The following is a 23,264-nucleotide window of genomic DNA, read 5'->3' on the forward strand; positions in this document are numbered from 1 at the left end:
TCCCGTCTTCGGAGGAAGGACACCATGCCCCTGACCCCCACCGAGCGTGACCGGCTCCTGCTGTTCACCGCCGCCGAACTGGCCAGGGCGCGGCGCGCCCGCGGTCTCAAGCTCAACGTCCCGGAGGCCACGGCACTGATCGCGGACACCGTCTGCGAGGCGGCCCGCGACGGGCTCCGCCTCGCGGAGGCCCTGGAGCGCGGCCGTGGCGTCCTCGGCCCGGGGGATGTGCTCCCCGGCGTCGTGGACGTCGTGACCGAGGTGATGGTGGAGGCGGTCTTCGAGGACGGCAGCCGGCTCGCGGCCGTCAGTGAGCCCTTCGGGGCGTACGAGGCGGCCACCGCCGCGCCGGGAGCCGTACTGCCCGGCCCGGACCGGGCCGAGGCCCCCGTACCCGCCGTCACCCTCGCGGTCCGCAACACGGCCGCCGTGCCGGTGAGTGTGACCTCGCACTTCCACTTCTTCGAGGCGAACCCGCGCCTGGACTTCGACCGGGCCGCCGCCTACGGGATGCGGCTCTGCGTACCGGCCGGCTCCTCCGTACGCTTCGACCCCGGCGCGACCGTCCCGGCGGACCTCGTCCCGATGGGCGGCACGCGGATCGCCATCGGCTTCGCGGGCCTGGTCGACGGACCGCTCGACGCCCCCGGCGCCCGGGAGGAAGCCCTCCGCCGGGCGGCCGCCCTCGGCTACCTCGGCGTCCGCACCCCGGAAGAGGTCGCGCCATGAGCCGCCCGACCCGCCACGCCGACCACTGTGCGCCAGGCAGCCGGCACATCGACCCGCAGGAGTACGCGGCTGTCTTCGGCCCGCGTGCCGGGGACCGGGTGCGGCTGGGGGATTCGGGGCTGACGGTGCGGGTGGAGTCGGACGCGCAGAAGCCGGGGGACGAGTTCCTGGCCGGCTTCGGCAAGACGGCCCGGGACGGTCTGCACCTCAAGGCCGCCGCCGTCCGCGAGACCTGCGATGTCGTCGTCACGAACGTGCTCGTGATCGACGCCGTGCTGGGGATCCGGAAGGTGTCGATCGGTATCCGTGAGGGCCGGATCCACGCGATCGGGCGGGCCGGCAACCCCGACACCCTGGAGGGCGTCGACGTAGTCGTCGGCACCGGGACGACCATGATCCCGGGGGAGGGGCTGATCGCCACCGCCGGAGCCGTGGACACCCACGTCCACCTGCTGTCGCCGCGCATCATGGAGGCTTCGCTCGCGAGTGGAGTGACCACGATCATCGGGCAGGAGATCGGGCCGAGCTGGGGCGTCGGCGTGAACTCGCCCTGGGCCCTGCGCCACGGGTTCAGCGCCTTCGACGCGTGGCCGGTGAACATCGGCTTCCTGGCCCGGGGTTCCTCCTCGGACGCGGCGCCGCTGGTGGAGGCACTGGCCGAGGGCGGCGCCTCCGGGTTCAAGGTGCACGAGGACATGGGTGCGCACACCCGCGCCCTGGATACGGCCCTGCGGGTGGCCGAGGAGTACGACGTCCAGGTCGCCCTGCACAGCGACGGCCTGAACGAATGCCTCTCCGTCGAGGACACCCTCCGGGTGCTGGAGGGCCGGACCATCCACGCCTTCCACATCGAGGGCTGCGGCGGCGGGCATGTGCCGAACGTGCTCAAGATGGCCGGGGTGCCCAATGTCATCGGCTCCTCGACCAACCCGACGCTTCCCTTCGGCCGGGATGCGGTGGCGGAGCACTACGGGATGATCGTCTCCGTCCATGCCCTCAAGCCGGATCTGCCCGGTGACGCGGCGATGGCCCGCGACCGGATCCGGGCCGGGACCATGGGCGCGGAGGACGTCCTGCACGACCTGGGCGCCATCGGGATCACCTCATCCGACGCGCAGGGCATGGGCCGGGCCGGGGAGACCATCCGCCGCACCTTCGCCATGGCCGCGAAGATGAAGGGCGAACTCGGGCCCTTGGACGGTGACGGCGCGGGCGACGACAACGCGCGCGTGCTGCGCTACATGGCCAAGCTGACCATCAACCCGGCGATCGCGCACGGTCTGGCCCATGAGATCGGCTCCATCGAGGTGGGCAAGCTCGCCGACATCGTGCTCTGGCGGCCACAGTTCTTCGGCGCCAAGCCCCAGCTGGTCCTGAAATCCGGCTTCCCCGCCTACGGCGTCACCGGCGACCCCAACGCCGCCACCGACACCTGCGAACCCCTCGTCCTCGGGCCCCTGTTCGGCGCCCACGGTGCGGCGCCCGCCGAGCTCTCGGTGGCCTTCGTCGCCGCAGCGGCCCTCGGCGGCGACGCACTGCCGACCCGCCGGCGCCGCGTGGCCGTACGCGGCACCCGCGGCATCGGCCCCGGGGACCTGCTGCTCAACTCCCGCGTCGGCGCCGTCGACGTCGACGCCCGCAGTGGTCTTGTCACCCTCGACGGGGAACCCCTGCGCTCCGAGGCCGCCGACTCGGTCTCCCTCAACCGCCTGTACTTCCTCTGAGCCGTCTTCGCACGCCTTCACTCTTGACTGAAATTTCAGTCGGGTGTCAGACTCCGCCAACCAAAGAAATGAGACAGCTGATGGCTGATTTCCGTATGCCCGCCGAGTGGTCCGCGCACGAGGGCTGTCTGATGGCCTGGCCCACCCGCGAGGACCTGTGGGGCAGCGTGCTGGCCGAGGTGAAGGAGGAGTACGCCGCCGTCGCGCGGGCCGTCGCCGCCTTCGAGCCCGTCACGATGGTCGCCCCGCCCGGCCACGGAGCCGACGCCCGCGCCCACTGCGGGGAGGCGGGCGCGGGCGTCACCGTCATCGAACTGCCCCTGGACGACTCCTGGTTCCGGGACTCCGCCCCGCTGTTCGTCCTCGACGAGGCCGGCAACCGGGCCGGGGTGGACTTCCGCTTCAACGCCTGGGGCCGCAAGCACCACCCGTACGACGCCGACGACCGGATCAGCGGTCTCCTCCTGGACCACCTGGGCATCGACCGCATCGCCTCCGGCATGATCCTCGAAGGCGGTGCCCTGACGGTCGACGGCGAGGGCACGCTGATCACCACCGAGCAGTGCCTGCTCCACCCCAACCGCAACCCCGGCATGAGCCGCGAGGAGATCGAGGCCGAGCTCAAGGCCCGGCTCGGGGTCACCAAGGTCATCTGGCTGCCCTACGGGGGCCTGCTCGACACCGAGACCGACGGCCACGTCGACGGGGTCTGCGCCTTCGCCGCACCCGGCACCGTCGTCGTCTCCCTCCCCGACGACCCGAGCCACCCCGACTACGCCCGCATGCGCGCCAACCGCGCGGTGCTGGAGGCCAGCACCGACGCGCGCGGCCGCCGCCTGGAGATCATCGACGTACCGCAGACGGCCTTCACGGACCTCGCCGACGGCCGCATCGAGGTGTCCTACCTCAACTACTACATCGCCAACGGCGGTGTGGTCGTACCCGTCGCCGGGCTGCCCCAGGACGAGGACGCCCTCGCGGTCATCGCCACCGCCCACCCCGGCCGCAAGGTCGTCGGCGTCCGTGCCCTCGCCCTCGCCTTCGGCGGCGGCGGTATCCACTGCATCACCCAGCAGCTCCCCCTGCCCCGCCCGGCCGGGGCCGCCGCCCGCTGACCCGGATCCACCCGCCGTTCCCGGCGGACCGCCGCCCCGGCGGTCCGCCCGCTCCTTCCCCCGCATCCCTCACGGAACAGAGAGCGCGACGATGACCCCCTCACCCTCCCGTACGAGCAGACGGACCGGCCGGCCCCACCGCCCCCGCGGCCGCGCCGCGGCCGTCGCCACCGCCGTCCTGAGCTGCCTCGCCCTGCTCGCGGCCTGCTCCGGCCCGCCGAAGAACGACGCGGGCGCCGTCACCGACGTACGGCTCTCGACCTCCACGCCGCCCGCCCGCGGCGACATCGACTCCTTCACCTGGGCCGTCTACGCCGAACCGCCGACGCTCGACTACACGGTGGCCTTCGACTACCCGCAGAACACCATCCTCTCCAACGTGTGCGAAAGCCTGATGCGCTGGACCCCGGCGCTCACCACCGAGCCCGGTCTCGCCCGCCAGGCGACCAACCCGGACCCCACCACCTGGGTCTACGACCTGCGGCCCGGCGTACGCTTCCACGACGGCCGGGAGATGACCGCCGACGACGTGGTGTTCAGCCTCGGCCGCCAGACGGACCCCGAGAACGCCGCCGCCTGGGCCCAGGTCTTCCAGAACGTCGCCTCCGTCACCAAGACCGGCCCGCTCCAGGTCACCGTCACCCTCAAGAAGCCCGACTCGCAGTTCCCCCAGTACATGGCCACCGCCGCCGGGGTCGTCGCCTCCAAGGCGGGCATCGAGGCCGCCGGCAAGGACTACGGCACCACCGGCGGCCTCGCCTGCACCGGCCCCTTCCGGCTCGGCACCTGGAACAAGGGCCAGTCGATCGAACTGGAACGCTTCGACGGCTACTGGGGCACCAAGGCGAAGGCCGAGAAGGCCGTCTTCCGCATCCTCACCGACCCCTCCGCCCGCACCAACGCCATGCTCAGCGGCGAGGTCGACGGCGGCTACCTCATCCCCACCGAGAGCTACGCCCGGCTGCGCGCCGACGGCCCCGGCACCCTCTACTTCGGCGAGGGCCTGAGCACCGTCAACGTCAACGTCACCAATATGCAAGGCCCCCTCGGTGACGTCCGCGTGCGCCGCGCCCTGTCCCTCGCACTGGACCGCACCGGCTTCGTCAAGGCCGGACTCGGCGGGGCCGGCACCCCCACCAACTCCCTCACCACACGCGCCGCCTGGGCCGCCGCACCCGAACGCACCCTGAAAACCGCCTTCGACGGCCTGCCGCCCACCGGCCAGGACATCGAGCGCGCCAAGGCCCTCGTCGCGGAGGCCGGCGCCACCGGCAAGACCCTCACCGTGGCCACCAGCTCCATCGGCCAGGACGTCTCCCTCCTCGCCACCGCCGTCCAGGCGGCCGGCACCCGGATCGGGCTGGACATCCGGCTCAGGACGATCGCCCCCAACGCCTTCACCGCCCTGTTCACCGACCCGGCGGCGCGCGAGGGCATCGACATGTTCCCGCTCACCTACTACGACTCGATCACCGACCCGCTCGACCTGCTGGCGAACTTCAAGACCGGCGCCTACCTGAACTTCGCCGGATACAGCGACCCCGCCTACGACCGCCTCGTCGACCGGGCCACCGCCGCCTACGACACCGGGGCGCGCACGGACATCGAGGCCGAACTCCAGCGCCACGCCGCCGAGCAGCTGCTGTGGATCCCCGTCGCCGAATGGCCCACCGCGCTCTTCATGAACAAGAGGATCACCGGAGCCCCCACCACCATCGCCTACATGTACTACCCGTGGGCCGCCGACGTGGGGGCGGCGCTGTGAGCTTCGCCCGCTTCGCCGCGCGCCGGCTGGCGGAGATGGCCGTGACCCTGCTGGCCGCCTCGTTCGTCGTCTTCGGCGCCCTCTACCTGGCCCCCGGCAACCCGGCGAGCTTCCTGCTCGCCGGCCGGTCCGCCTCCCCGGAGGCGCTGGCCGCCGTCAGCGCCCAGTACCACCTGGACGATCCCTTCCTCGTACGCTACCTGCGCTGGCTCGGCGACGCCGTCCAGGGCGACTTCGGGCGCTCCCTCACCTACCGCACCGACGTGTCCCGGCTGCTCGCGGACCGGCTGCCCACCACCCTGCTGCTCATCGCCATGTCCCTCGTCGTGGTCGTCGCCGTCGGCCTCTTCCTCGGCCGGCTCGCCGCCGTCCGCGGCGGGGCCACCGACACGGCCGTGCTCGTCACCACCACCTTCGCCGTCGGCACCCCGTCCTTCGTCGCGGCCGTCCTGCTCCAGGGGCTGTTCGCCGTCCGGCTCGGCTGGTTCCCCAGCAGCGGGGCCGGCGACGGCTTCGTCGACAAGCTGTGGCACCTCACCCTGCCCGCCGTCGCCCTCGCCCTCTACCTGATCGGGATGCTGGCCCGCGTCACCCGGTCCGCGATGCTCGACGCCCTCGGCAGCGAGCACGTCACCGTCGCCCGCAGCCGCGGCGTCCCCGAACGCCAGGTCATCCGCCGCCACGTGTTCCGCAACTCCCTGGGCACCGTGCTCACCACCGGCGGCCTGATCGTCTCCACGCTGCTGGTGTGCACCATCCTCGTGGAGACCGCGTTCAGCGTCGGCGGCATCGGCCAGCTCCTCGAACTGTCCACCACCACCAAGGACTTCCCGACCGTCCAGGCCATCTCCCTGATCGTCGTCGCCCTCTTCATGGCCGTGAACCTCGTCGTGGACCTGCTGCTGCCCCTCGTCGACCCACGGGTCACCCTCGGAACCCGGAGCGCCGCCGCATGACCGCCGTCCTGACCCGCCGGCCCGGCCTCGCCCGGATCCGCGCCGCCGGCTCCCCGCTCCACCTCGTCTGCCTGGCCCTCGTCGGGCTGGTCGTCCTGGCCGCGCTGCTCGCACCCTGGCTCGTCCCCCACGACCCGAACGCCGTCGACCTCGGCAACGCCCTCGCCGCGCCCTCCGCCGCCCACCCGCTCGGCGCCGACTCCGCCGGACGCGACACCCTCTCCCGGCTGCTCCTCGGCGCCCGCACCTCCCTGCTCGGCCCGCTCGGCGTCGTCTTCTTCTCCACCGTCGCCGGAGTGGCCGTCGGCACCGCCGCCGCCTGGCGCGGAGGACGGCTGGACACCCTGCTGTCCCGCAGCACCGAGCTGGTCTTCGCCTTCCCCGGCATGCTGCTCGCCATCCTGATCATCTCGGTGTACGGGGAAGGGCTGGTCGCCCCGGTGATCGCGCTCGCCGTCGCCTACCTGCCGTACGTCAGCCGGCTCACCCGCTCCCTCGTGCTCGCCGAGCGCGCCCGCCCCTACGTCAGCGCCTACCAGGTCCAGGGCCACTCCGCGCTCCAGATCTGGCTGCGCCACGTCCTGCCCAATATCGCCCCCGTCGTCCTCGCCCAGTCCACCATCAACTTCGGCTACGCCCTGATGGACCTCGCCGGGCTGTCCTTCCTCGGCCTCGGCGTCCCCGCGCTGACCCCCGACTGGGGCCGCATGGTCTTCGACGGCCAGACCGCGATCCAGCACGGGTACCCGCTGTCCGCGATCCTGCCCTGCGCCGTCATCGTGCTGACCGTCGTCGCCTTCAACGTCGTGGGCGAACGCTGGGCCGACCGCGTCGCCAGGAGAGACCGATGAACGCCGCGCACCCCCTCGACATCCACGGGCTGCGGATCACCCTGCCCGGCACCGCCCGCCCCGTCCTCGACGGCGTCGACCTCACCGTCGCCGCCGGGGAGACCGTCGCCCTCGTCGGCGAATCCGGCTCCGGCAAGAGCCTCACCTCCCGCAGCGCGCTGCGCCTGCTGCCGCCCGGCGCGGCCGTCGAAGGCGCCGTCCGCGTCGGCGGCCGGGACGTCCTCACCCTGGACTCCGCCGGACTGCGGGCCGTGCGCGGCACCGCCGCCGCCATGGTCTTCCAGGACCCGCGGGCCGCCGTCAACCCGCTGCGCCGCATCGGTGACTTCCTCACCGAGGGCGTCACCCTCACCGGCGCCATGACCCGCCGCGAGGCCGACGCCCGCGCCGCGGAACTCCTCGCGGCCGTCGGCCTGGACACCGCCCTCCTGCGCCGGTACCCCGGCCAGGTCTCCGGCGGCATGCTCCAGCGGGTCGTCATCGCCGCGGCCCTCATGGGGGACCCGGCGCTCCTGCTGGCCGACGAGCCCACCACCGCGCTCGACGTCACCAACCAGGCCGAGGTGATCGCCCTCCTCGCGGGACTGCGCGCCCGCTTCGGCACCGGCCTGCTCTTCGTCACCCACGACCTCGACCTCGCCGCCGCCATCAGCGACCGGGTCTACGTCATGTACGCGGGCCGGATCGCCGAAACAGGCCCCGCCGAGGCGCTGTTCGCCCGCCCCCGGCACCCGTACACGGCCGCGCTGCTCGCCTCCACCCCGCGGATGGACAGCCCCGCGGGCCGGCTCGCCGCCATCGAGGGACAGCCGCCGGACCTGCGGGAACCGCTGCGCGGCTGCGCCTTCGCCCCGCGCTGCCCGTTCGCCACCGAGATCTGCGACCAGCGGGCGCCGGAGGCGTCCGCCGCCGCCGGCCGGCCGGAGCACCGGGCCGCCTGCCACCACAGCGACCGGCTCGAAGGGAGCACCATCGATGTCCGCTGAGCACGCCGCGACCGCCGCACCCGGCGGCACCGGGCCCGCCGCCGCCCCGCTGCTGGAGGTGAAGGGGCTGCGCCGCTCCTTCGGGGCCGTCCGCGCGGTGGACGAGGTGTCCTTCACCCTCCCCGAGGGCGGATCCCTGGGCATCGTGGGCGAATCCGGCTCCGGGAAGACCACCACCGCCCGCATCGTCGTGGGCCTGGACCGGGCCGACGCCGGGGAGGTCCTGGTCCGGGGCCGCGACCGGACCGCCCGCACCCGCGGCCGCGCCGCCCGGCTGGCACGGGCCCGGGAGGTGCAGATGGTCTTCCAGGACCCCTACCTCTCCCTCGATCCGCGCACCGGCGTCGACGCCGCGCTGCGCGAGACCCTGGCCCTGCACTTCCCCGGCCGCGACCACACCCGGCGGATCCGCGAACTGCTCGACCAGGTCGGCCTCGGCACCCGCGCCGCCGACGCCCTGCCCCGGCAGCTCTCCGGCGGCCAGCGCCAGCGCGTGGCCATCGCGCGGGCCCTCGCCGTGGAGCCGGCCGTGCTCGTCCTCGACGAGGCCGTCGCCGCCCTGGACGTGTCCGTGCAGGCGCAGATCCTCAACCTGCTGGCGGACATCCGGGAGCAGACGGGGATCGGCTACCTGTTCATCACCCATGACCTGGGCGTGGTCCGGTGCGTCACGGACGAGATCGTGGTGATGCGGTACGGGGCCGTGGTCGAGCGGGGGCCGACACGGCAGGTCCTGGCCGCGCCCGCGCATCCGTACACCCGGCTGCTGCTGGACTCCGTACCGCGTCCGGGATGGGACCCGGAGGCGATCGCGGCGGCCCGCCGGGCCCTGTGAGGCGGGGTCCGGCGGGGGAGTCTCAGGCCCCGGCGGCGAGGGTGCGGATCAGGGTGCGCAGCACCGGGCCCGGGTCCACCCCGGCCCCCAGGGACTCCACGGCCGCGAGCCCGTCCACGGCAGCGGCCACCGCCTCGCCGAGCAGGCGCGGGTCCACCCGCCCGCCCCGCTCGTCGGCCAGGACCTGGAAGAGGGCGATGAAGCAGTCGCGCCAGCGCCGGTACTCCTTCTCCAGGGCCTCCCGGACCCGGGGGTCGTGCAGCGCGTGCCAGTGCAAGGCCGAGTGGAGGTGGGAGAGTTCGGCGCCCTCGGGCCGGGAGAGCAGGGCCACGACCCGGTCGGCCCGCTCCGCGAAGGGCCCCGGTGCGGCGACCGCCTCCTCCAGCGGGAGGATCCACTCGGGGCGGATGTCGGTGACCACGGCCAGCACCAGATCGGTGCGGTCCTGGAAGTGGTAGTGGCACATCCCGTGCGAAACCCCGCTCAGGGAGGCCACGTTGCGGGTGGTGAACCGTTCGCCCATGCCGCCCGCCAGCAGGGTCCGGGCGGCGGCGATCAGCCGGGCCCGGGTCTGTTCGCCCTTCGCCGAGCGGCCCCGCCCGGCGGGCTCCGGGACGTCCTTCGCAGCTGCCATGGCGTCACTCTAACGAGCCCCCGCACCACCGGACCCGGCGATCCCCGATCCGCGCGGAGGGATCCTGTCCAAACTATTGACCGAGCGCTTGGTCAGTTTTAGGTTTCCGGTCGATCCCCCTCCGCCAGGGGGCAGTTGGACCACCCGGGACGACCCAGGAGCACCCGGGACCACCCAAGGAGACCCCTCATGAACGACCACGCAGCCAACCCGCCCGGCGCGGGCATGAACAGGCGCCGGTTCCTCACCGCGGCCGGCCTCACCGCCGCCACCGCCGCCACCGCCGCCCTCGCCGCGTCCGAGGGACGGGCGGGCGCGGCGCCCCGGCCCGCCGCGGCCGCCGGGACCTTCCGCGCACCGATCGAGGACGTCCGGCACACCCGCACCTGGATGGCCTGGCCGGACAGCAGCTCCATCTGGGGCAGCGCGCTCTCCGGGGTGCAGGCGGACATCGCGCTCATCGCCCGCACCATCGCCAAGTACGAGCCCGTCCACCTCTGCGCCAACTCCGCGAGCGCGGCCCGCGCCCGCTCCCTGTGCGGCTCCACCGTCACCGTCCTCACCACCATCCCCGTGGACGACTGCTGGATGCGCGACACCGGCCCCGTCTTCCGCACCGACGGGACCGGCGGTCTCGACGCCGTCGGCCTGAGCTTCAACGGCTGGGGCAGGAAGCAGACCCACTCCCGCGACGCCCTCGTCGCGGGCCGGATCGCCGCGCACGTCGGCGTGCCCTTCACCGTGGCCGGACTGGTCGGGGAGGGCGGCGCCGTCGAACAGGACGGGGCGGGCACCCTCATGGCCACCCGCAGCAGCCTGGTGAACTCCAACCGCAACCCCGGCAAGTCGCAGGCGCAGATCGAGGCCGCGCTGCGCACCGCCTACGGCGCCTCGAAGGTCATCTGGTTCGACGGGGTCTACGGCCAGGACATCACCGACGACCACGTCGACGCCACCTCCCGCTTCCTCGCCCCCGGCAGGGCCCTCGTCCAGATGCCGCTGGCCTCGGACAACGACGTCTACGCCAAGGACGCCCGGCAGCAGTTCCAGATCCTGTCCGGCTCCACGACCGCGTCCGGCGCCCCGATCGCGGCCGAGAAGCTCCAGGGCCCCGACTACTACAAGATCCGCTCCAGCAATCCGGACTTCCTCGCCTCCTTCGCCAACTACTACGTCTGCAACGGCGCCGTCATCTCGGCCCACTTCGGCGACACCCGGGCGGACACCGCTGCCAAGGCCACCCTGGCGCGGCTCTTCCCGGGCCGGGTGATCGAGCAGCTGAACATCGACCGCCTCGGCACGGGCGGCGGCGGCATCCACTGCGTCACCCAGCAGCAGCCCGTGCCGTAACGGCGGCCGTCCGCGGGGCTGTTCAGCCGCCCCGGCCCGCGAGGTGATCGGCCAGCGCCTCGTGGGTCAGGTGCAGCCCGGCCCGCAGCACCGCGTCGTGCCGGGTCGGGTGGGCCGCGCGGTGGGCGCGGTCCAGGGCCCGGGCCCGGTCGAGCTCCGCCGCCGAACCGGCCCCGCGCAGGGCCGAGTCCAGGGCCCGCGCGGTGGCCCGCACCAGCGGGGCCAGGTCCCGCAGCGCGGCATCGGTCCCCGCCGGGCCCGGACCGGTGCCGCGGCCGCGGTCCCGCAGCTCCTCGGTGAAGTACTGGAGGGTGAGGGCGCTGCGGGCGGCGAGCGTCAGCCGCTCACCGAGCCCGCCGGGCGGCCGGGCCGCCCGGCGGCGCAGCGGGCCGAACGGCGCGAACGGCCGGAACAGCGCCCGCACCTGACCCTCGGCCCGCTCGAACGCCGCCCGGCACACCTGCGGCCCCGACCACAGCAGGCCGTCGCCGGGCGCCGCGGGCGGTCCGCCGCCCCCGGCCATCCCGGTGGCGATCCCGTCGAGCAGGCCGACGACCCCGCTCCGGTAGGAGTCGAGCCCCTCCGCCGCCGAGCGGTAGGGGTCCGGCGGCCAGAGCAGCGGCCCCAGCAGCACCACCACCGCGATCCCGACCGCGCTCTCCAGCAGCCGGGCCAGCGGATAGCCGGGCAGCGCCGTGGCGTAGACGACGAGGGCGGTGATGAGGACCTGCTGGTTGGGCGGACCGCCCCGGCCCAGCAGGTACATGCCCGCGCAGCCGCAGACCAGCACCGCCAGGAACGACAGCGAGGACGGCGGCAGCCAGCGCAGCACGAGCGTGCTCAGCACCACCCCCGCGGCCACCCCGGCGAGCCGTTCCCGGGCCAGGCGCGGGGCGGCGTACACGTCCTCGCGCAGGATCAGTACGGCCGGCAGCGCGGCCGGGACCGGAAGGGTGCTCGTGCCCCACCACAGGCACAGGTACCAGGACACCGCGGCGCACACGGCCAGCCGGGCGGCGGACCGGAACCGCGCGCCGGGGGAGAGGCCCCGCGCGGCGGCGGCGACCGCACCGGGCAAGGCGGACAGAGCGGACAGGGCGGGCATGGCGGACATCGTAGATCCGCCGGACCGCCGCGGGCCGCCGCCTCAGACCCCCGCGGGCACCGCGCCGCGCGCCGTCGCCAGTTCCTCCAGCCGCTCCAGCCGCTCCCGGGTGGTGGCGTCCAGCGGTACGTACGACACCAGCCGGGCCCCCGTGCCCGGTCCGAGCCACAGCGTGGTGTGCTCCACGTGCAGCAGCCCCACATGGGCGTTGCGGATGTACTTCGACTTCGAGCTCTGCCCGATCACCTCGTGCCGGGCCCACACCGCCCGGAACTCCGCGGACGCCGCCTCCAGCCGGGCCAGCAGCGTCGTCCACGCGGGCTCCGTCAGATGCCCGGCCATCGCCGCCCGGAACTTCGCCGCCATCAGCCGGTGCGTGCTCGGCAGGTCCACCACCGCCGCCCGGAACTCCGGGTCGGTGAAGGCCAGCCACATGCAGTTGCGGTCCTCCGGCCGCACCCCGGCCAGATCCCGCAGCAGCATCCCGTAGGAGGCGTTGTGCGCGAGGATGTCGTAGCGGCTGTTCTGCACGGACACCGGGATCGGCCCCAGCTGGTCGATCATGGTGCGCACGGCCGGGGTCACGCTCGGGCACTCCGTCGGCGGCGCCGGGTCCCGGCCGCCCGCCAGCGCGAACAGGTGCGCGCGCTCACTGGCGTCGAGCAGCAGCGCCCGCGCCACCGCGTCCAGCACCTGGGCCGACACCTGGATGTCCCGCGCCTGCTCCAGCCACGTGTACCAGGTCACGCCCACCGAGGACAGGTGCGCCACCTCCTCGCGGCGCAGCCCCGGCGTCCGCCGGCGCGGGCCGCGCACCAGCCCGACCTGCTCGGGAGCGATCCGCTCGCGGCGGTTGCGCAGGAACTCGGCCAGCTCGTGACGGCGCACCTCGCCTCCGGGGGCGGGGGCGCCGGCGGGCGCGTTTCCAGGGGCCACGATGGTCATGCTCCCAGCCTGCCGCACCGCGGATCCTGTTGCCAGGTGGTCCTGGTACCCGGATAAGGACACTCTGGTACCCGTCTCGCGCGGGGGCGACCGTCGAGGGGTGACAGACATCCGAGTACGCACCCCCGCCGCGCCGGCCGTTCCCGCGGCCCCGCCCGCTCCCGCCCTCCTGGGCGGGCCGGGCCTGTTCACCGTCCTGCTGGGCGCGGCCCTGCCCCTGATCGACTTCTTCATCGTCTACGTCGCGCTGCCGTCCATCGAGCACGACCTCGCCGCCGGACCGGCCCTGCTGGAGCTGGTCGTCGGCGGCTACGGCGTCGCGTACGCCGTCCTGCTCGTGCTCGGCGGGCGCATCGGCGACAGCATCGGCCGCCGCCGGCTCTTCCTCATCGGCATGGCCGCCTTCGGCATCACCTCACTGGCCTGCGGGCTCGCCCCCGACGCCTGGAGCCTGGTCGCCGCCCGCGTCGCCCAAGGCGCGGCCTCGGCGCTGATGCTGCCGCAGGTGCTCGCCACCATCCAGGCCACCACCGAGGGCCCGCGCCGGGCCAGGGCCATGAGCCTCTACGGGGCCACCGCGGGCCTGTCCATGGTCGCCGGGCAGATCCTCGGCGGGGTGCTCGTCGCCGCGGACCTCGCCGGGACGGGCTGGCGGGCGGTGTTCCTCGTCAACGTGCCCGTGGTGCTGCTGGGGCTGGTCCTGGCCGTGCGCACCGTCCCGGAGACCCGGGCCGGCCGGGCCGCGGCCGTGGACGTACCGGGCACCCTGCTGCTCGCGCTCTCGCTGGTGTCGCTGCTGCTGCCGCTGACCGAGGGCCGGGCCGCCGGATGGCCGCTGTGGACCTGGGTCTCGCTGGGCGTGTTCCCGCTGGCCGCCGCCGGGTTCTACCTCGTCGAGCGGCGGGCGGACCGGCTCGGCCGCTCCCCGCTGCTGCCGCCGAGCCTGCTGCGGCTGGAGTCGCTGCGGCGCGGGCTGGCGCTGCTGCTGCCGTTCTCGGCCGGGTTCAGCGGGTTCATGTTCGTGCTGGCCGTGACCCTGCAACAGGGCCTCGGCATGGGCCCGGTGCGGGCGGGGCTGACGCTGGTGCCGATGGCCGTGGCCTTCTTCGGGGCCTCACTGGCCGGGCCGCGCCTGGTCACCCGCTTCGGGAGCCGGATCGTCACCGCCGGAGGCGTGCTCCAGGCGGTGGGCATCACCGTGCTGCTGGCCACCCTGCGGTACGGCTGGCCGGACCTCGGCCCGGCCGTGCTCGCCCCGGGGGTGTTCCTCGCGGGGCTGGGGCAGGGGCTGCAACTGCCCGTGCTGCTGCGGCTGATGATGTCCGACGTACCCGCGGACCGGGCGGGCGTGGGCAGCGGGGTCATGATCACCGCCCAGCAGTCGTCCCTGGCGCTCGGCGTCGCCACCCTGGGCAGTCTCTTCCTCGCCCTGGTCCCGGCGGCCGGTCTGCGGGACGCGGCGGTGGCCACCCTGCTGGTGCAGCTCGCGCTGATCGCGCTGACGGTGCTGCTCAGCCGCCGCCTTCCCCGCATGCGCTGAGCGGCATGCGGGGAAGGACACCGGGGCGGCCGCGGAGGGACGCCCGGAGGCCGCCCCGGGGATCGGGGTGTCGGCTCAGCCCGCGGCGAGGAGCGTGAGCGTGTCGATCACACGGTTGGAGAAGCCCCACTCGTTGTCGTACCAGGCGACGACCTTGACGTGGCGGCCGTCGACGCGGGTCAGCTCCGAGTCGAAGATGGACGAGGCGGGGTTGCCCGTGATGTCGGCGGAGACCAGCGGGTCCTCCGAGTACTCCAGGACACCGGCCAGCGGGCCCTCGGCCGCCGCGCGGTACGCCTCCAGGATCTCCTCGCGGGTGACCTCGCGGGAGACGGTGGTGTTCAGCTCCACGATGGAGCCCACCGGGACGGGCACGCGGATCGAGTCGCCGGACAGCTTGCCGTCGAGCTGCGGCAGCACCAGGCCGATGGCCTTCGCGGCACCGGTCGAGGTCGGCACGATGTTCACGGCGGCGGCGCGCGCACGGCGCGGGTCGCGGTGCGGGCCGTCCTGCAGGTTCTGCTCCTGCGTGTAGGCGTGCACGGTCGTCATGAAGCCGTGCTCGATGCCGGCCAGCTCGTCCAGGACGGCGGCCAGCGGGGCCAGCGCGTTGGTCGTGCAGGAGGCGTTCGAGACGATCGTGTGCACGGCCGGGTCGTAGGCGTCGGTGTTCACGCCGTACGCCAGCGTGACATCGGCACCGTCGGACGGCGCGGAGACCAGCACCTTGCGGGCGCCCGCCTTGAGGTGGGCGCGGGCCGCCTCGGCGGACGTGAACCGGCCGGTGGCCTCCAGCACGATGTCGACACCGAGGTCGGCCCACGGCAGCTGCTCCGGCTCGCGCTCGGCGAGCACCGTGATGCGGCGGCCGTCCACGACGAGGACGTTGCCCTCGACGGTCACCGGGCGGCCGAGGCGGCCGGAGGTGGTGTCGTAGGCGAGGAGGCGGGCCAGGGTCTTCGGCTCGGAGAGGTCGTTGACGGCCACGACCTCCAGGTCGGTGTCGCGTTCCAGCAGCGCGCGCAGCACGTTGCGTCCGATGCGGCCGAATCCGTTGATGGCAATGCGAGTCATGAGCGTCCCTTTCGTTCGCCCTCAGCCTCGCTCCGGCCCGACGCCCGCGACAGCGGCGAGATCGCCATGGTTCGCAAGTATCCCGCCACCCGGTGGCGGGGCCGCTCACTCGCCCTTGGTGAAGGTCCGCCGGTACTCGGTGGGGGTGGTCCCGAGGATCCGCTGGAAGTGCAGCCGCAGATTCGCCCCGGTGCCCAGCCCCACGTCGGCCGCGATCTGCTCCACACTGCGCTGGGAGCGTTCCAGCAGCTCACGGGCCACATCGATGCGCGCCCGCATCACCCACTGCATCGGCGTGTAGCCGGTGTCCTCGGCGAACCGCCGCGAGAACGTGCGCGGCGAGACCCCCGCGTGCTGCGCCAGCGACTCCAGGGTCAGCGGATCACCGAGCCGGTGCAGCGCCCACTCCCGGGTGGCCGCGAACCGTTCGCCCAGCGGCTCCGGCACACTGCGCGGCACGTACTGCGCCTGGCCGCCGCTGCGGTAGGGGGCGGCGACCAGCCGCCGGGCCGCGTGGTTCGAGGCGGCCACGCCCAGGTCGCCGCGCAGGATGTGCAGGCACAGGTCGATACCGGAGGCGGCCCCGGCCGAGGTCAGGACACTGCCCTCGTCCACGAAGAGCACGTTCTCGTCGAGCCGGATCCGCGGATGTTTCGCCGCGAGCGCCCGCGCGTAGTGCCAGTGCGTCGTGGCCCGCTTGCCGTCGAGCAGCCCGGTCGCGGCGAGCGCGAACGCGCCCGTGGAGATGGCCGCGAGCCGCGCGCCCCGCGTATGCGCGGCGATCAGCGCCTCGACCACCGCCGCCGGCGGATCCTCCCGGTCCGGGAACCGGTAGCCGGGTACGAAGACCACATCGGCCCAGGCCAGCGCCTCCAGCCCGTGCGTCACGTGGTACGAGAGGCCGTCCCCGCCGGTCACCAGCCCGGGCGCCGCCCCGCACACCCGCACCTCGTACGGCATGCTCGCGCGGGTGGTGAACACCTGCGCCGGAATCCCGACGTCGAGCGGTTTCGCGCCCTCCAGGACGAGGACGGCGACGCGGTGGAGACGGGAGGCTGGCACGCCGACCAGGGTACGGTCGCGGGCCGCCCGCGGACGAAGCCCGGGGGCGGGGCCCCGGGGCGGGGGCTCCGCCCGGCCCGGCTCGTGGGCCGGTGACCCCGGTCGTACGGTGGAAGGAGCAGGAGGCGCGCCCCGGCGACCGGGCGCAGCCCGGCTACCCCCCACCGGAAGGCAGGTGCGTCCCATGCGCACGTCGACCCGTATCGCCGGTGTCCTCACCGGTCTGACCCTCGCCCTCGGCGGCGCGGCCTTCATGGCCCCCGCCGCCCACGCCGATGTCACGGCCTGCATCAACCAGGTCGAGCGCGAACTGCGGGGCGGCGAGGCCCCGGACTACGTCCGGATGGCCTGCTACGTCGGCCTGACCGGCGAGCACACCCAGTGCGTGTCCGGCCTCACCGAGGGCGGTGTGACCAACGGGACGGCGGTGACCGCCTGCCGTGTCGCCCCCGACTGACCGGCCGTCAACTCCCCTCGGCGTGCTGCTGCCCCCGCCTCGACCGAGGCGGGGGCAGCAGCACGGACGGGCCGGGTGCCGGCTACCGCTGCTCCGGAGGCGGCGGGTCGGAGCGCCGCAGCTGGTCGTTCAGCTTCTGCTGGGCCGTGTCCACCTGGCTCTGGTACTTGTTCTGGGTCCGCGCGTCGAAGGCGTCTCCCGCCTTCTCCACGCCCTGGCTGGCCTGGTCCTCGTGACCGCGCAGCATCTGCTTGAGCTTGTCGAGCATCGACATGCCTGTTCTCCTCGATCGGGAACGAACGACCCATCCAGCATGGACCCGTCCGGCCGCGACCGCTCGCGGAGCGCCCGCCGACCGGGCCGGATAGCGTGGCAGCGGGGGTGGACGGGAAGAACCGCGGACCGACGGAAAGGGCGGGCGATGGCCGGTCAGGACCCCGCCGCTCAGGACCCCGCCGCCGCGCCGCCGCCCGCGCCGCCGCGCCGCGTGCTCGGCACCCGTACGGCCGTGGCCCTCACCGTGGCCGTCCTCGTCGCCGCCAACCTCGCCGTGCACCGCTGGTCCGGCGCCTGGGGCCTGCTGACCTCCGTCGTGGTCAGCGGCGCCCTGATCGGCGTACTCCGTCTGGCGGGCGGCACCCGCGCCGATCTGGGCCTGGCCCCCGGCACCCTGGCCCGGGGCGCCCGCTGGGCGCTGGCCCTGGCGGGGCTCGTCGCCGTGGTCTATCTGGCCGGGGCGCTGCTGCCCGTGACCCGCCCGCTGTTCGAGGACCGCCGGTACGCCGCGATGGGCGGCGGCGAGGTGCTGCTGCGGGCCTTCGTCCTGGTGCCCGTCGGCACGGTCCTGCTGGAGGAGACCGCCTTCCGCGGGGTGCTCTACGGGCTGGTGGCCCGGGAGCGCGGTCCGCTCCGGGCGACCGCGGTGTCGAGCCTGCTCTTCGGGCTGTGGCACGTGCTGCCGTCGCTGCACCTGGCCGCCGCCAAACCCGCCGTGGGCGGCGTACTCGGCGCGGCGGGGGCCGTGGTGGGGGCCGTGCTGTTCACGGCGGCGGCGGGCGTCCTCTTCTGCGAGCTGCGCCGCCGCAGCGGCAGCCTGCTCGCCCCGATGGGCCTGCACTGGGCGGTCAACGCCTTCGGCTACCTCGTCGGCTATCTGCTGCGCTGACCCGGCCGGGGACCGGTTCCCCCGCGGGCTCACTCGCTCGGCGAGACGATCTCCTTGAGCCGGTCCAGGTCCTGCGCGGTGAAGCCCTCGGGCCGCATCGTGGAGTTCCAGGCGTCCACATAGGCCGCCTTGTAGGTGTGGCCGTGCCCGTCCGGCACCCCCGTGGAGAACGGCAGGTCGGCGGTGACCTGCCAGAAGGTCACGAAGGGGATCCAGAACATGCCGCCCAGCACGTCCGCGCCGGGCTTCTCGCGGATCCAGTCCGGCTCGGACAGCGCCAGCCGCGGGCTCCACCAGACGATCGGGTCGGAGGGGTGCAGCAGGTACAGCACCCGCGTGCCCTCCCACGGCCGGTCCACGGGGGTGATCCCGGTGGCCGGGTCCTCGCTGAACCGCACGGTCCGGCCCTCCCGGTAGACGGGCTCGATCTCGGGGCTGCCCGGGTCCCGCTGGTCGCTGAACTCGCGGAAGAGGGTGTTGAAGTTGGGCGGCCCCGCGAACACCGTGCCGGCCGTCCGGTTGCGCAGGTCGTACTCCCCGCTGAACGCCGTCTCCCCGCCGAAGGAGCCCAGGCTCTCGCCCGCCACGAACAGCCGGGGCCGCTGGTCCTGGGGGAGCTTGGACCAGGTGTCGTAGACCGCGTCGAACAGCTCCCGCCCGGCCTCGCGGGCCTTGGACTGGTCGACCAGGTACGACAGCCACGACGGCAGGTACGAATACTGCATCGCCACGCTCGCCGCGTCCCCGTCGGCGAGGTACTCGAAGGAGTCCACGGCGGCGGGATCCACCCAGCCGCTGCCCGTCGTGGTGATCACCAGCAGGTTCTCGCGCCGGAAACCACCGGCCCGTTCGAGATCGGCGACGGCCCGCGCCGCCCTGCTCTCCGCCGTGTCGGCGGTCGCCAGCCCGGCGTAGGCCCGGATCGGCTCCTGCGCCGTACGGCCGGTGAACGCGCCGATCTCCCGCGCCGTCGGCCCCATGCCGGTGAAGGCCCGGCCCTGCCGGCCCAGCGAGTCCCACGGCACCAGGGAACCGGGCCCGCCCGAACGCAGCACCGACACGGGCTGGTGCGCGCCCTCCGGGGTCTCCGTATCGCGTACGGAGAACGCCTCGTTCGCGGCGTTGACCACCCCGCCCAGCAGCAGCCCGGAGAACGCCGCCCACGCCAGCCCCGCCACCAGCATCCAGCCGACCACCCGCGCCGCCCGCGCACCGATCCAGCGCCCCAGCAGCCGGGCCGCCGCATGGTAGACGGCCCGGATCCCGCGCCCGGCCAGGAGCAGCAGCAGGAACACCGCCGCGGCGATGAACGGGCAGGCGACGGCGGTGGCCACGTTGTAGTCGGTGACGCCCATCAGCGTGCGGATCCCGTGCTGCCAGTACTGGCCCAGCCCGAACGCCAGGCCGAACAGCGGCACCGCGCACACCAGCAGCACCTGCCAGGACCGGCGCGAGGGGGTGCGCGCCTCCCGGTCCGCGAACGCCCGCCACACGTAGGCCGCGACAACACCCAGCCCATAGCCGATGGCCGCGCTGATCCCGCAGATCAGACCCTGGAGCACACCGCCGCGCGGCAGCAGCGACGGGGTGAACGACAGGCACGCCAGCAGCAGCGCGCCCCAGCATCCCGGCAGCGTGAGCCGGGGCCGGCGGCGCCGGGGCGGCGCCGGTTCCTCGGCAGGGGGTTCCGGCGGGGGAGAGGCCATGTCACACCTCCGGGGGCCATGGTCCCAGGGCCCGCCGCGCCCCGCCATCGGAGCCCCGGCCCGTGGCGGACGTGCCGCGCGCGGGCCGCCTCCGTAGCCTGGGACCGGTGCCCGACATCCGTCCGGCGTCGGGCGAACGGCGGGAGGTCCGAGGATGAAGGGACGCTGGGCCGCACGGCTGGCCCTGCTCGCCGGCGCGGCGGCGCTCGTGGTGCTGGTGCTCTTCGCCGGCCTCGCCAGCCTCCTGCTCATGGCGGTGGGCTGGGCCGGGCTGGTGGCCACCGGGGCGGGCGTCTGGTGGATGCTCACCCACACCGGATGGCTGCGCGCCCTGGCCGCCCTGCTGGTGGTCGGCGCGCCGCTCGCCGTGCTGTTCCTGTACAGCTCCGCCGGGCTGCTGTGGGTGGTCCTGCTCTCGGCCGCCCTGTGGGCCCTGGCCGTGGCCGCGGGCCGGGCCGCCCTCGCCGACGGCGACGCGCGCGGTATGCCGGAGCGCCGTACCGCCCGCCCGCGAAGGCCGTTCCTCATCATGAACCCGCGCTCCGGCGGCGGGAAGGTGGGCCGGTTCGACCTGGCCGAACGGGCCCGGAAGCTGGGCGCGGAGGTGTACGTACTGGACCCGGACCGGCCGCGCGATGTCGCCGAACTGGCCCGGCAGGCCGTCCGCGACGGCGCCGACCTGCTCGGCGTCGCGGGCGGCGACGGCACCCAGGCGCTCGTCGCCGCCGTGGCCGTCGAACACGGCCTGCCCTTCCTGGTGATCAGCGCCGGCACCCGCAACCACTTCGCCATGGACCTCGGCCTGGACCGCAAGGACCCCGCCACCTGCCTGGACGCCCTCACCGACGGTGTCGAACTCCGCGTGGACCTCGGCTACCTGCACGCGGGAGGCCCGCCGGAGCGCACCCCGGGCCGCGTCTTCGTCAACAGCGCCTCCTTCGGCGTGTACGCGGAGGTCGTGCAGAGCCCCGCCTACCGCGACGACAAGGTCCGCACCACCCTGGAGCTGCTGCCGGACCTCCTCAGCCACGACAGCGGCGCGCGGCTGACCGTCCGCGCCGGCTCCGTCACCCTGGACGGCCCGCAGGCCGTGCTGGTCAGCAACAACCCCTACCAGCGCGGCGACACGGCCGGCCTGGGCCGCCGCGAGCGGCTGGACTCCGGCGAACTGGGCGTCCTCGGCGTGGAGGTGACGGGCGCCGCCGACGCCGCCGACCTGCTGGTGCGCGGCGGCCAGGGCCGCGGCCTGACCGAGCTCAGCATCCGGGAACTCGTCGTCGACGCCGACGCCCCCGAGATCCCGGTCGGCGTCGACGGCGAGGCCCTGACCCTGGCCACCCCCGTGCACTGCCGCATCGCCCCCCGCGCCCTGCGCGTCCGGGTGCCCCGGCACCGCCCGGGGGTGCCGCGCAGCGCGCCCCCGATGGACTGGCGCCGCGTACGCACCATGGCGCTGACGATGGGACGGGCGGCGGCCGGACACCGCTCGGGCTGAGCCGCGGACGGCTCATTCCGGCGGTCCGGCGGGATCCCCGGGGGAGGACCAGCGGGCCCCGGTGCGCAGCCGGTAGGCGGCGACGGCGGCCTCCACGGTGGGGAAGAAGTGGCGCGGGTCGATGGTGCGGGTGAGGCCGTACCGCTCGATCTTGCGGCGTACGGGGTCCTTGAGCTCGGCGAACACCAGGTGCACGCCCTCGGCGTTCAGCTCCTCGTCGAGGTCCTCCAGGACATCGGCGGCGGTGGTGTCCACATCCGTCATGGGCTCGGCCGCCACCACGATCCAGCGCGGCCGGGGGTCCGCGGCCGCCAGTCGCCGGACCGCGTCGCGGAAGGTCTTGGCGTTGGCGAAGACCAGCGGGGCGTCGAACCGGTGGATCACCAGCCCCGGCAGCCGCTGCGCGCCCGGGTACGAGCGGACGTCGTGGTAGCCCTCCAGCCCGGGCACACGCCCCAGCACGGTGCGGTACGGCCACCAGGTGCGCCGGAAGACATTGAGCACGGACAGCGCCACGGCGATGGCGATGCCCTGGAGCACCCCCAGCAGGGCCACTCCGGCGAAGGCGGCGCAGCACAGCAGGAACTCCGCCCGCCGCTGCCGCCACAGCCGCACCGCCCCCGGGATGTCCGCCAGCGACAGCGAGGCGGTGATGACCACGGCGGCCAGGGCGGGCTGCGGCAGATCGCGGAACAGGGCCGGGGCCAGGACGAGCATGAGCACGATCAGCACCGCGCCCACCACCCCGGTGAGCTGGCTGCGCGCCCCGGCCCGCTCGGCCACCGCCGTACGGGAGCCACTGGTGCTGACGGGGAAGCCCTGGAACAGCGCGGCGGCCAGATTCGCGGCGCCGACGCCCGCCATCTCCTGGTTGCCGCGCACCTCCTGGCCCGTACGGGCCGCGAACGCCGAGGCGTTGGAGATGGTGTCGGCCAGGGACACCAGGGCGATGCCCAGCGCGCCGGCCAGCAGCGGCCCCAGGTCCGCGAGCCGCACCTCGGGGACGGTGAACGGCGGGAAGCCCTCCGGCAGCACCCCGACCAGGCCGACCCCGTGTTCGCCCAGGTCGAAGGCGGAGACGGCGGCGATCGCCAGGACCACCATCACCAGCACCGCGGGCACCTTCGGCAGGAACCGCTGCAGCACCAGGACCACGGCGATCCCGCCCAGCCCGACGGCCGCCGCCGCGGGCACCACCGCCCCGTCCGCGAGCCCCCGTACGAGCGCCGCGCACTCACCGATCAGGTTGTCGGCCTCGACCCCGAAGCCCAGCAGCTTGGGCAGCTGGCCGATCAGGATGGTCAGGGCCAGGCCGTTCATGTAGCCGATCATCGTCGGCTTGGAGACCAGGTCCGCGATGAACCCGAGCTTCGCCACCGAGGCCAGGATCATCACCGCCGCCACCATGACCGCGAGCATCGACGCCAGCGCGACGGCCCGGCCCGGGTCCCCGTCCGCGGCCACCAGCGGCAGCACCGACGCGGCGATCATCGGCCCGAGCGCGGAGTCCGGGCCCAGCACCAGGATCCGGGAGGGCCCGAACACCGCGTAGCCGAGCAGGCAGAGCACGGTGGTGTACAGGCCGGTGATGGCGGGCAGCCCGGCCAGTTCGGCGTAGGCCATGCCCTGCGGCACCAGCAGCGTGGTCAGCACGACCCCCGCGACCAGGTCCTTGGCCAGCCACTCCCGCCGGTAGCCGGCCACCGCCGCGACCCCGGGCAGGGCCCGCAGCCGGGAAGGGGCCCACCGGCCGGACCCCCGTGTGCTCAC

Annotated in this window: 21 protein-coding genes; 13 read left to right on the forward strand and 8 right to left on the reverse strand. The window is 74.4% G+C overall.

Annotation, left to right across the window (positions count from 1 at the left end; all coding sequences use genetic code 11):
• The first annotated feature begins 24 nt into the window (after window positions 1-24).
• The 8 genes from ureA (at window position 25) to ABZ873_RS00230 (ending at window position 8,961) form a co-directional block, all read left to right on the forward strand.
• On the forward strand, window positions 25-729 hold the full coding sequence (gene ureA, locus ABZ873_RS00195) for an urease subunit gamma (protein ID WP_360863274.1): 705 nt from the start codon (window positions 25-27) through the stop codon (window positions 727-729).
• Entirely contained in the window at window positions 726-2,453 is a 1,728-nt protein-coding gene (locus ABZ873_RS00200) for an urease subunit alpha (RefSeq protein ID WP_360863276.1), read from the forward strand. Before ureA ends, ABZ873_RS00200 begins: the two co-directional genes overlap by 4 nt.
• Before the next feature lie 80 nt (window positions 2,454-2,533).
• The gene (locus ABZ873_RS00205; protein WP_360863278.1) at window positions 2,534-3,568 is read left to right on the forward strand and encodes an agmatine deiminase family protein; all 1,035 of its coding nucleotides are present in this window, start codon (window positions 2,534-2,536) and stop codon (window positions 3,566-3,568) included.
• A 91-nt stretch (window positions 3,569-3,659) separates the two neighbouring features.
• Window positions 3,660-5,333: an ABC transporter substrate-binding protein gene (locus tag ABZ873_RS00210; protein ID WP_360863280.1), complete on the forward strand. Its 1,674-nt coding sequence runs from the start codon at window positions 3,660-3,662 to the stop codon at window positions 5,331-5,333.
• The gene (locus ABZ873_RS00215; RefSeq protein ID WP_360863282.1) at window positions 5,330-6,289 is read left to right on the forward strand and encodes an ABC transporter permease; all 960 of its coding nucleotides are present in this window, start codon (window positions 5,330-5,332) and stop codon (window positions 6,287-6,289) included. The genes ABZ873_RS00210 and ABZ873_RS00215 overlap by 4 nt, the downstream gene beginning before the upstream one ends.
• Window positions 6,286-7,140 (forward strand): ABC transporter permease, encoded by an 855-nt coding sequence (locus ABZ873_RS00220; RefSeq protein ID WP_360863284.1) that lies wholly within the window; start codon window positions 6,286-6,288, stop codon window positions 7,138-7,140. The genes ABZ873_RS00215 and ABZ873_RS00220 overlap by 4 nt, the downstream gene beginning before the upstream one ends.
• Entirely contained in the window at window positions 7,137-8,126 is a 990-nt protein-coding gene (locus ABZ873_RS00225; RefSeq protein ID WP_360863286.1) for an ABC transporter ATP-binding protein, read from the forward strand. The genes ABZ873_RS00220 and ABZ873_RS00225 overlap by 4 nt, the downstream gene beginning before the upstream one ends.
• Window positions 8,116-8,961, forward strand: coding sequence for an ABC transporter ATP-binding protein (locus tag ABZ873_RS00230; protein ID WP_360863288.1), 846 nt, complete (start codon window positions 8,116-8,118; stop codon window positions 8,959-8,961). The genes ABZ873_RS00225 and ABZ873_RS00230 overlap by 11 nt, the downstream gene beginning before the upstream one ends.
• Window positions 8,962-8,983: 22 nt before the next feature.
• On the opposite strand, the gene ABZ873_RS00235 is transcribed toward ABZ873_RS00230, so the two are convergent.
• Window positions 8,984-9,595: a TetR/AcrR family transcriptional regulator gene (locus ABZ873_RS00235; RefSeq protein WP_360863290.1), complete on the reverse strand. Its 612-nt coding sequence runs from the start codon at window positions 9,593-9,595 to the stop codon at window positions 8,984-8,986.
• A 189-nt stretch (window positions 9,596-9,784) separates the two neighbouring features.
• On the opposite strand from ABZ873_RS00235, the gene ABZ873_RS00240 reads away from it, so the two are divergent.
• A complete protein-coding gene (locus tag ABZ873_RS00240) occupies window positions 9,785-10,945 on the forward strand; it encodes an agmatine deiminase family protein (RefSeq protein WP_360863291.1) in 1,161 nt (386 codons plus the stop codon).
• Between the two features lie 22 nt (window positions 10,946-10,967).
• On the opposite strand, the gene ABZ873_RS00245 is transcribed toward ABZ873_RS00240, so the two are convergent.
• Window positions 10,968-12,050: an FUSC family protein gene (locus ABZ873_RS00245; RefSeq protein WP_360863293.1), complete on the reverse strand. Its 1,083-nt coding sequence runs from the start codon at window positions 12,048-12,050 to the stop codon at window positions 10,968-10,970.
• Window positions 12,051-12,092: 42 nt separating this feature from the next.
• Entirely contained in the window at window positions 12,093-12,995 is a 903-nt protein-coding gene (locus ABZ873_RS00250; RefSeq protein ID WP_360863295.1) for a helix-turn-helix transcriptional regulator, read from the reverse strand.
• A gap of 100 nt (window positions 12,996-13,095) precedes the next feature.
• On the opposite strand from ABZ873_RS00250, the gene ABZ873_RS00255 reads away from it, so the two are divergent.
• Entirely contained in the window at window positions 13,096-14,535 is a 1,440-nt protein-coding gene (locus ABZ873_RS00255; protein ID WP_360863297.1) for an MFS transporter, read from the forward strand.
• A gap of 75 nt (window positions 14,536-14,610) precedes the next feature.
• On the opposite strand, the gene gap is transcribed toward ABZ873_RS00255, so the two are convergent.
• Window positions 14,611-15,609 carry a type I glyceraldehyde-3-phosphate dehydrogenase gene (gene gap / locus ABZ873_RS00260; RefSeq protein WP_360863299.1) on the reverse strand — a complete coding sequence of 333 codons (999 nt, stop codon included), beginning with the start codon at window positions 15,607-15,609 and terminating at the stop codon, window positions 14,611-14,613.
• 105 nt (window positions 15,610-15,714) lie between these two features.
• Window positions 15,715-16,671 (reverse strand): helix-turn-helix domain-containing protein, encoded by a 957-nt coding sequence (locus tag ABZ873_RS00265; protein ID WP_360863301.1) that lies wholly within the window; start codon window positions 16,669-16,671, stop codon window positions 15,715-15,717.
• A 184-nt stretch (window positions 16,672-16,855) separates the two neighbouring features.
• Here ABZ873_RS00265 and ABZ873_RS00270 point away from each other — a divergent pair, with 184 nt between their 5' ends.
• A complete protein-coding gene (locus ABZ873_RS00270; RefSeq protein ID WP_360863303.1) occupies window positions 16,856-17,128 on the forward strand; it encodes a hypothetical protein in 273 nt (90 codons plus the stop codon).
• Window positions 17,129-17,210: 82 nt separating this feature from the next.
• On the opposite strand, the gene ABZ873_RS00275 is transcribed toward ABZ873_RS00270, so the two are convergent.
• The gene (locus ABZ873_RS00275; protein ID WP_360863305.1) at window positions 17,211-17,402 is read right to left on the reverse strand and encodes an antitoxin; all 192 of its coding nucleotides are present in this window, start codon (window positions 17,400-17,402) and stop codon (window positions 17,211-17,213) included.
• A gap of 147 nt (window positions 17,403-17,549) precedes the next feature.
• Between ABZ873_RS00275 and ABZ873_RS00280 the strand changes: the two genes are divergently transcribed.
• Window positions 17,550-18,293: a CPBP family intramembrane glutamic endopeptidase gene (locus tag ABZ873_RS00280; RefSeq protein ID WP_360863307.1), complete on the forward strand. Its 744-nt coding sequence runs from the start codon at window positions 17,550-17,552 to the stop codon at window positions 18,291-18,293.
• 29 nt (window positions 18,294-18,322) lie between these two features.
• Here the strand turns inward: ABZ873_RS00280 and ABZ873_RS00285 are convergent, their stop codons facing one another.
• Window positions 18,323-19,999 carry an alpha/beta hydrolase gene (locus ABZ873_RS00285; protein WP_360863309.1) on the reverse strand — a complete coding sequence of 559 codons (1,677 nt, stop codon included), beginning with the start codon at window positions 19,997-19,999 and terminating at the stop codon, window positions 18,323-18,325.
• A 154-nt stretch (window positions 20,000-20,153) separates the two neighbouring features.
• Between ABZ873_RS00285 and ABZ873_RS00290 the strand changes: the two genes are divergently transcribed.
• Window positions 20,154-21,494, forward strand: a complete 1,341-nt coding sequence (locus ABZ873_RS00290; RefSeq protein ID WP_360863311.1) for a diacylglycerol kinase family protein — start codon at window positions 20,154-20,156, stop codon at window positions 21,492-21,494.
• Window positions 21,495-21,506: 12 nt separating this feature from the next.
• Here ABZ873_RS00290 and sulP read toward each other — a convergent pair whose 3' ends face one another.
• A complete protein-coding gene (sulP, locus tag ABZ873_RS00295) occupies window positions 21,507-23,264 on the reverse strand; it encodes a sulfate permease (protein WP_360863313.1) in 1,758 nt (585 codons plus the stop codon).

The sequence above is a fragment of the Streptomyces sp. NPDC047014 genome, assembly GCF_040644195.1.
Classification (GTDB): Bacteria; Actinomycetota; Actinomycetes; order Streptomycetales; family Streptomycetaceae; genus Streptomyces.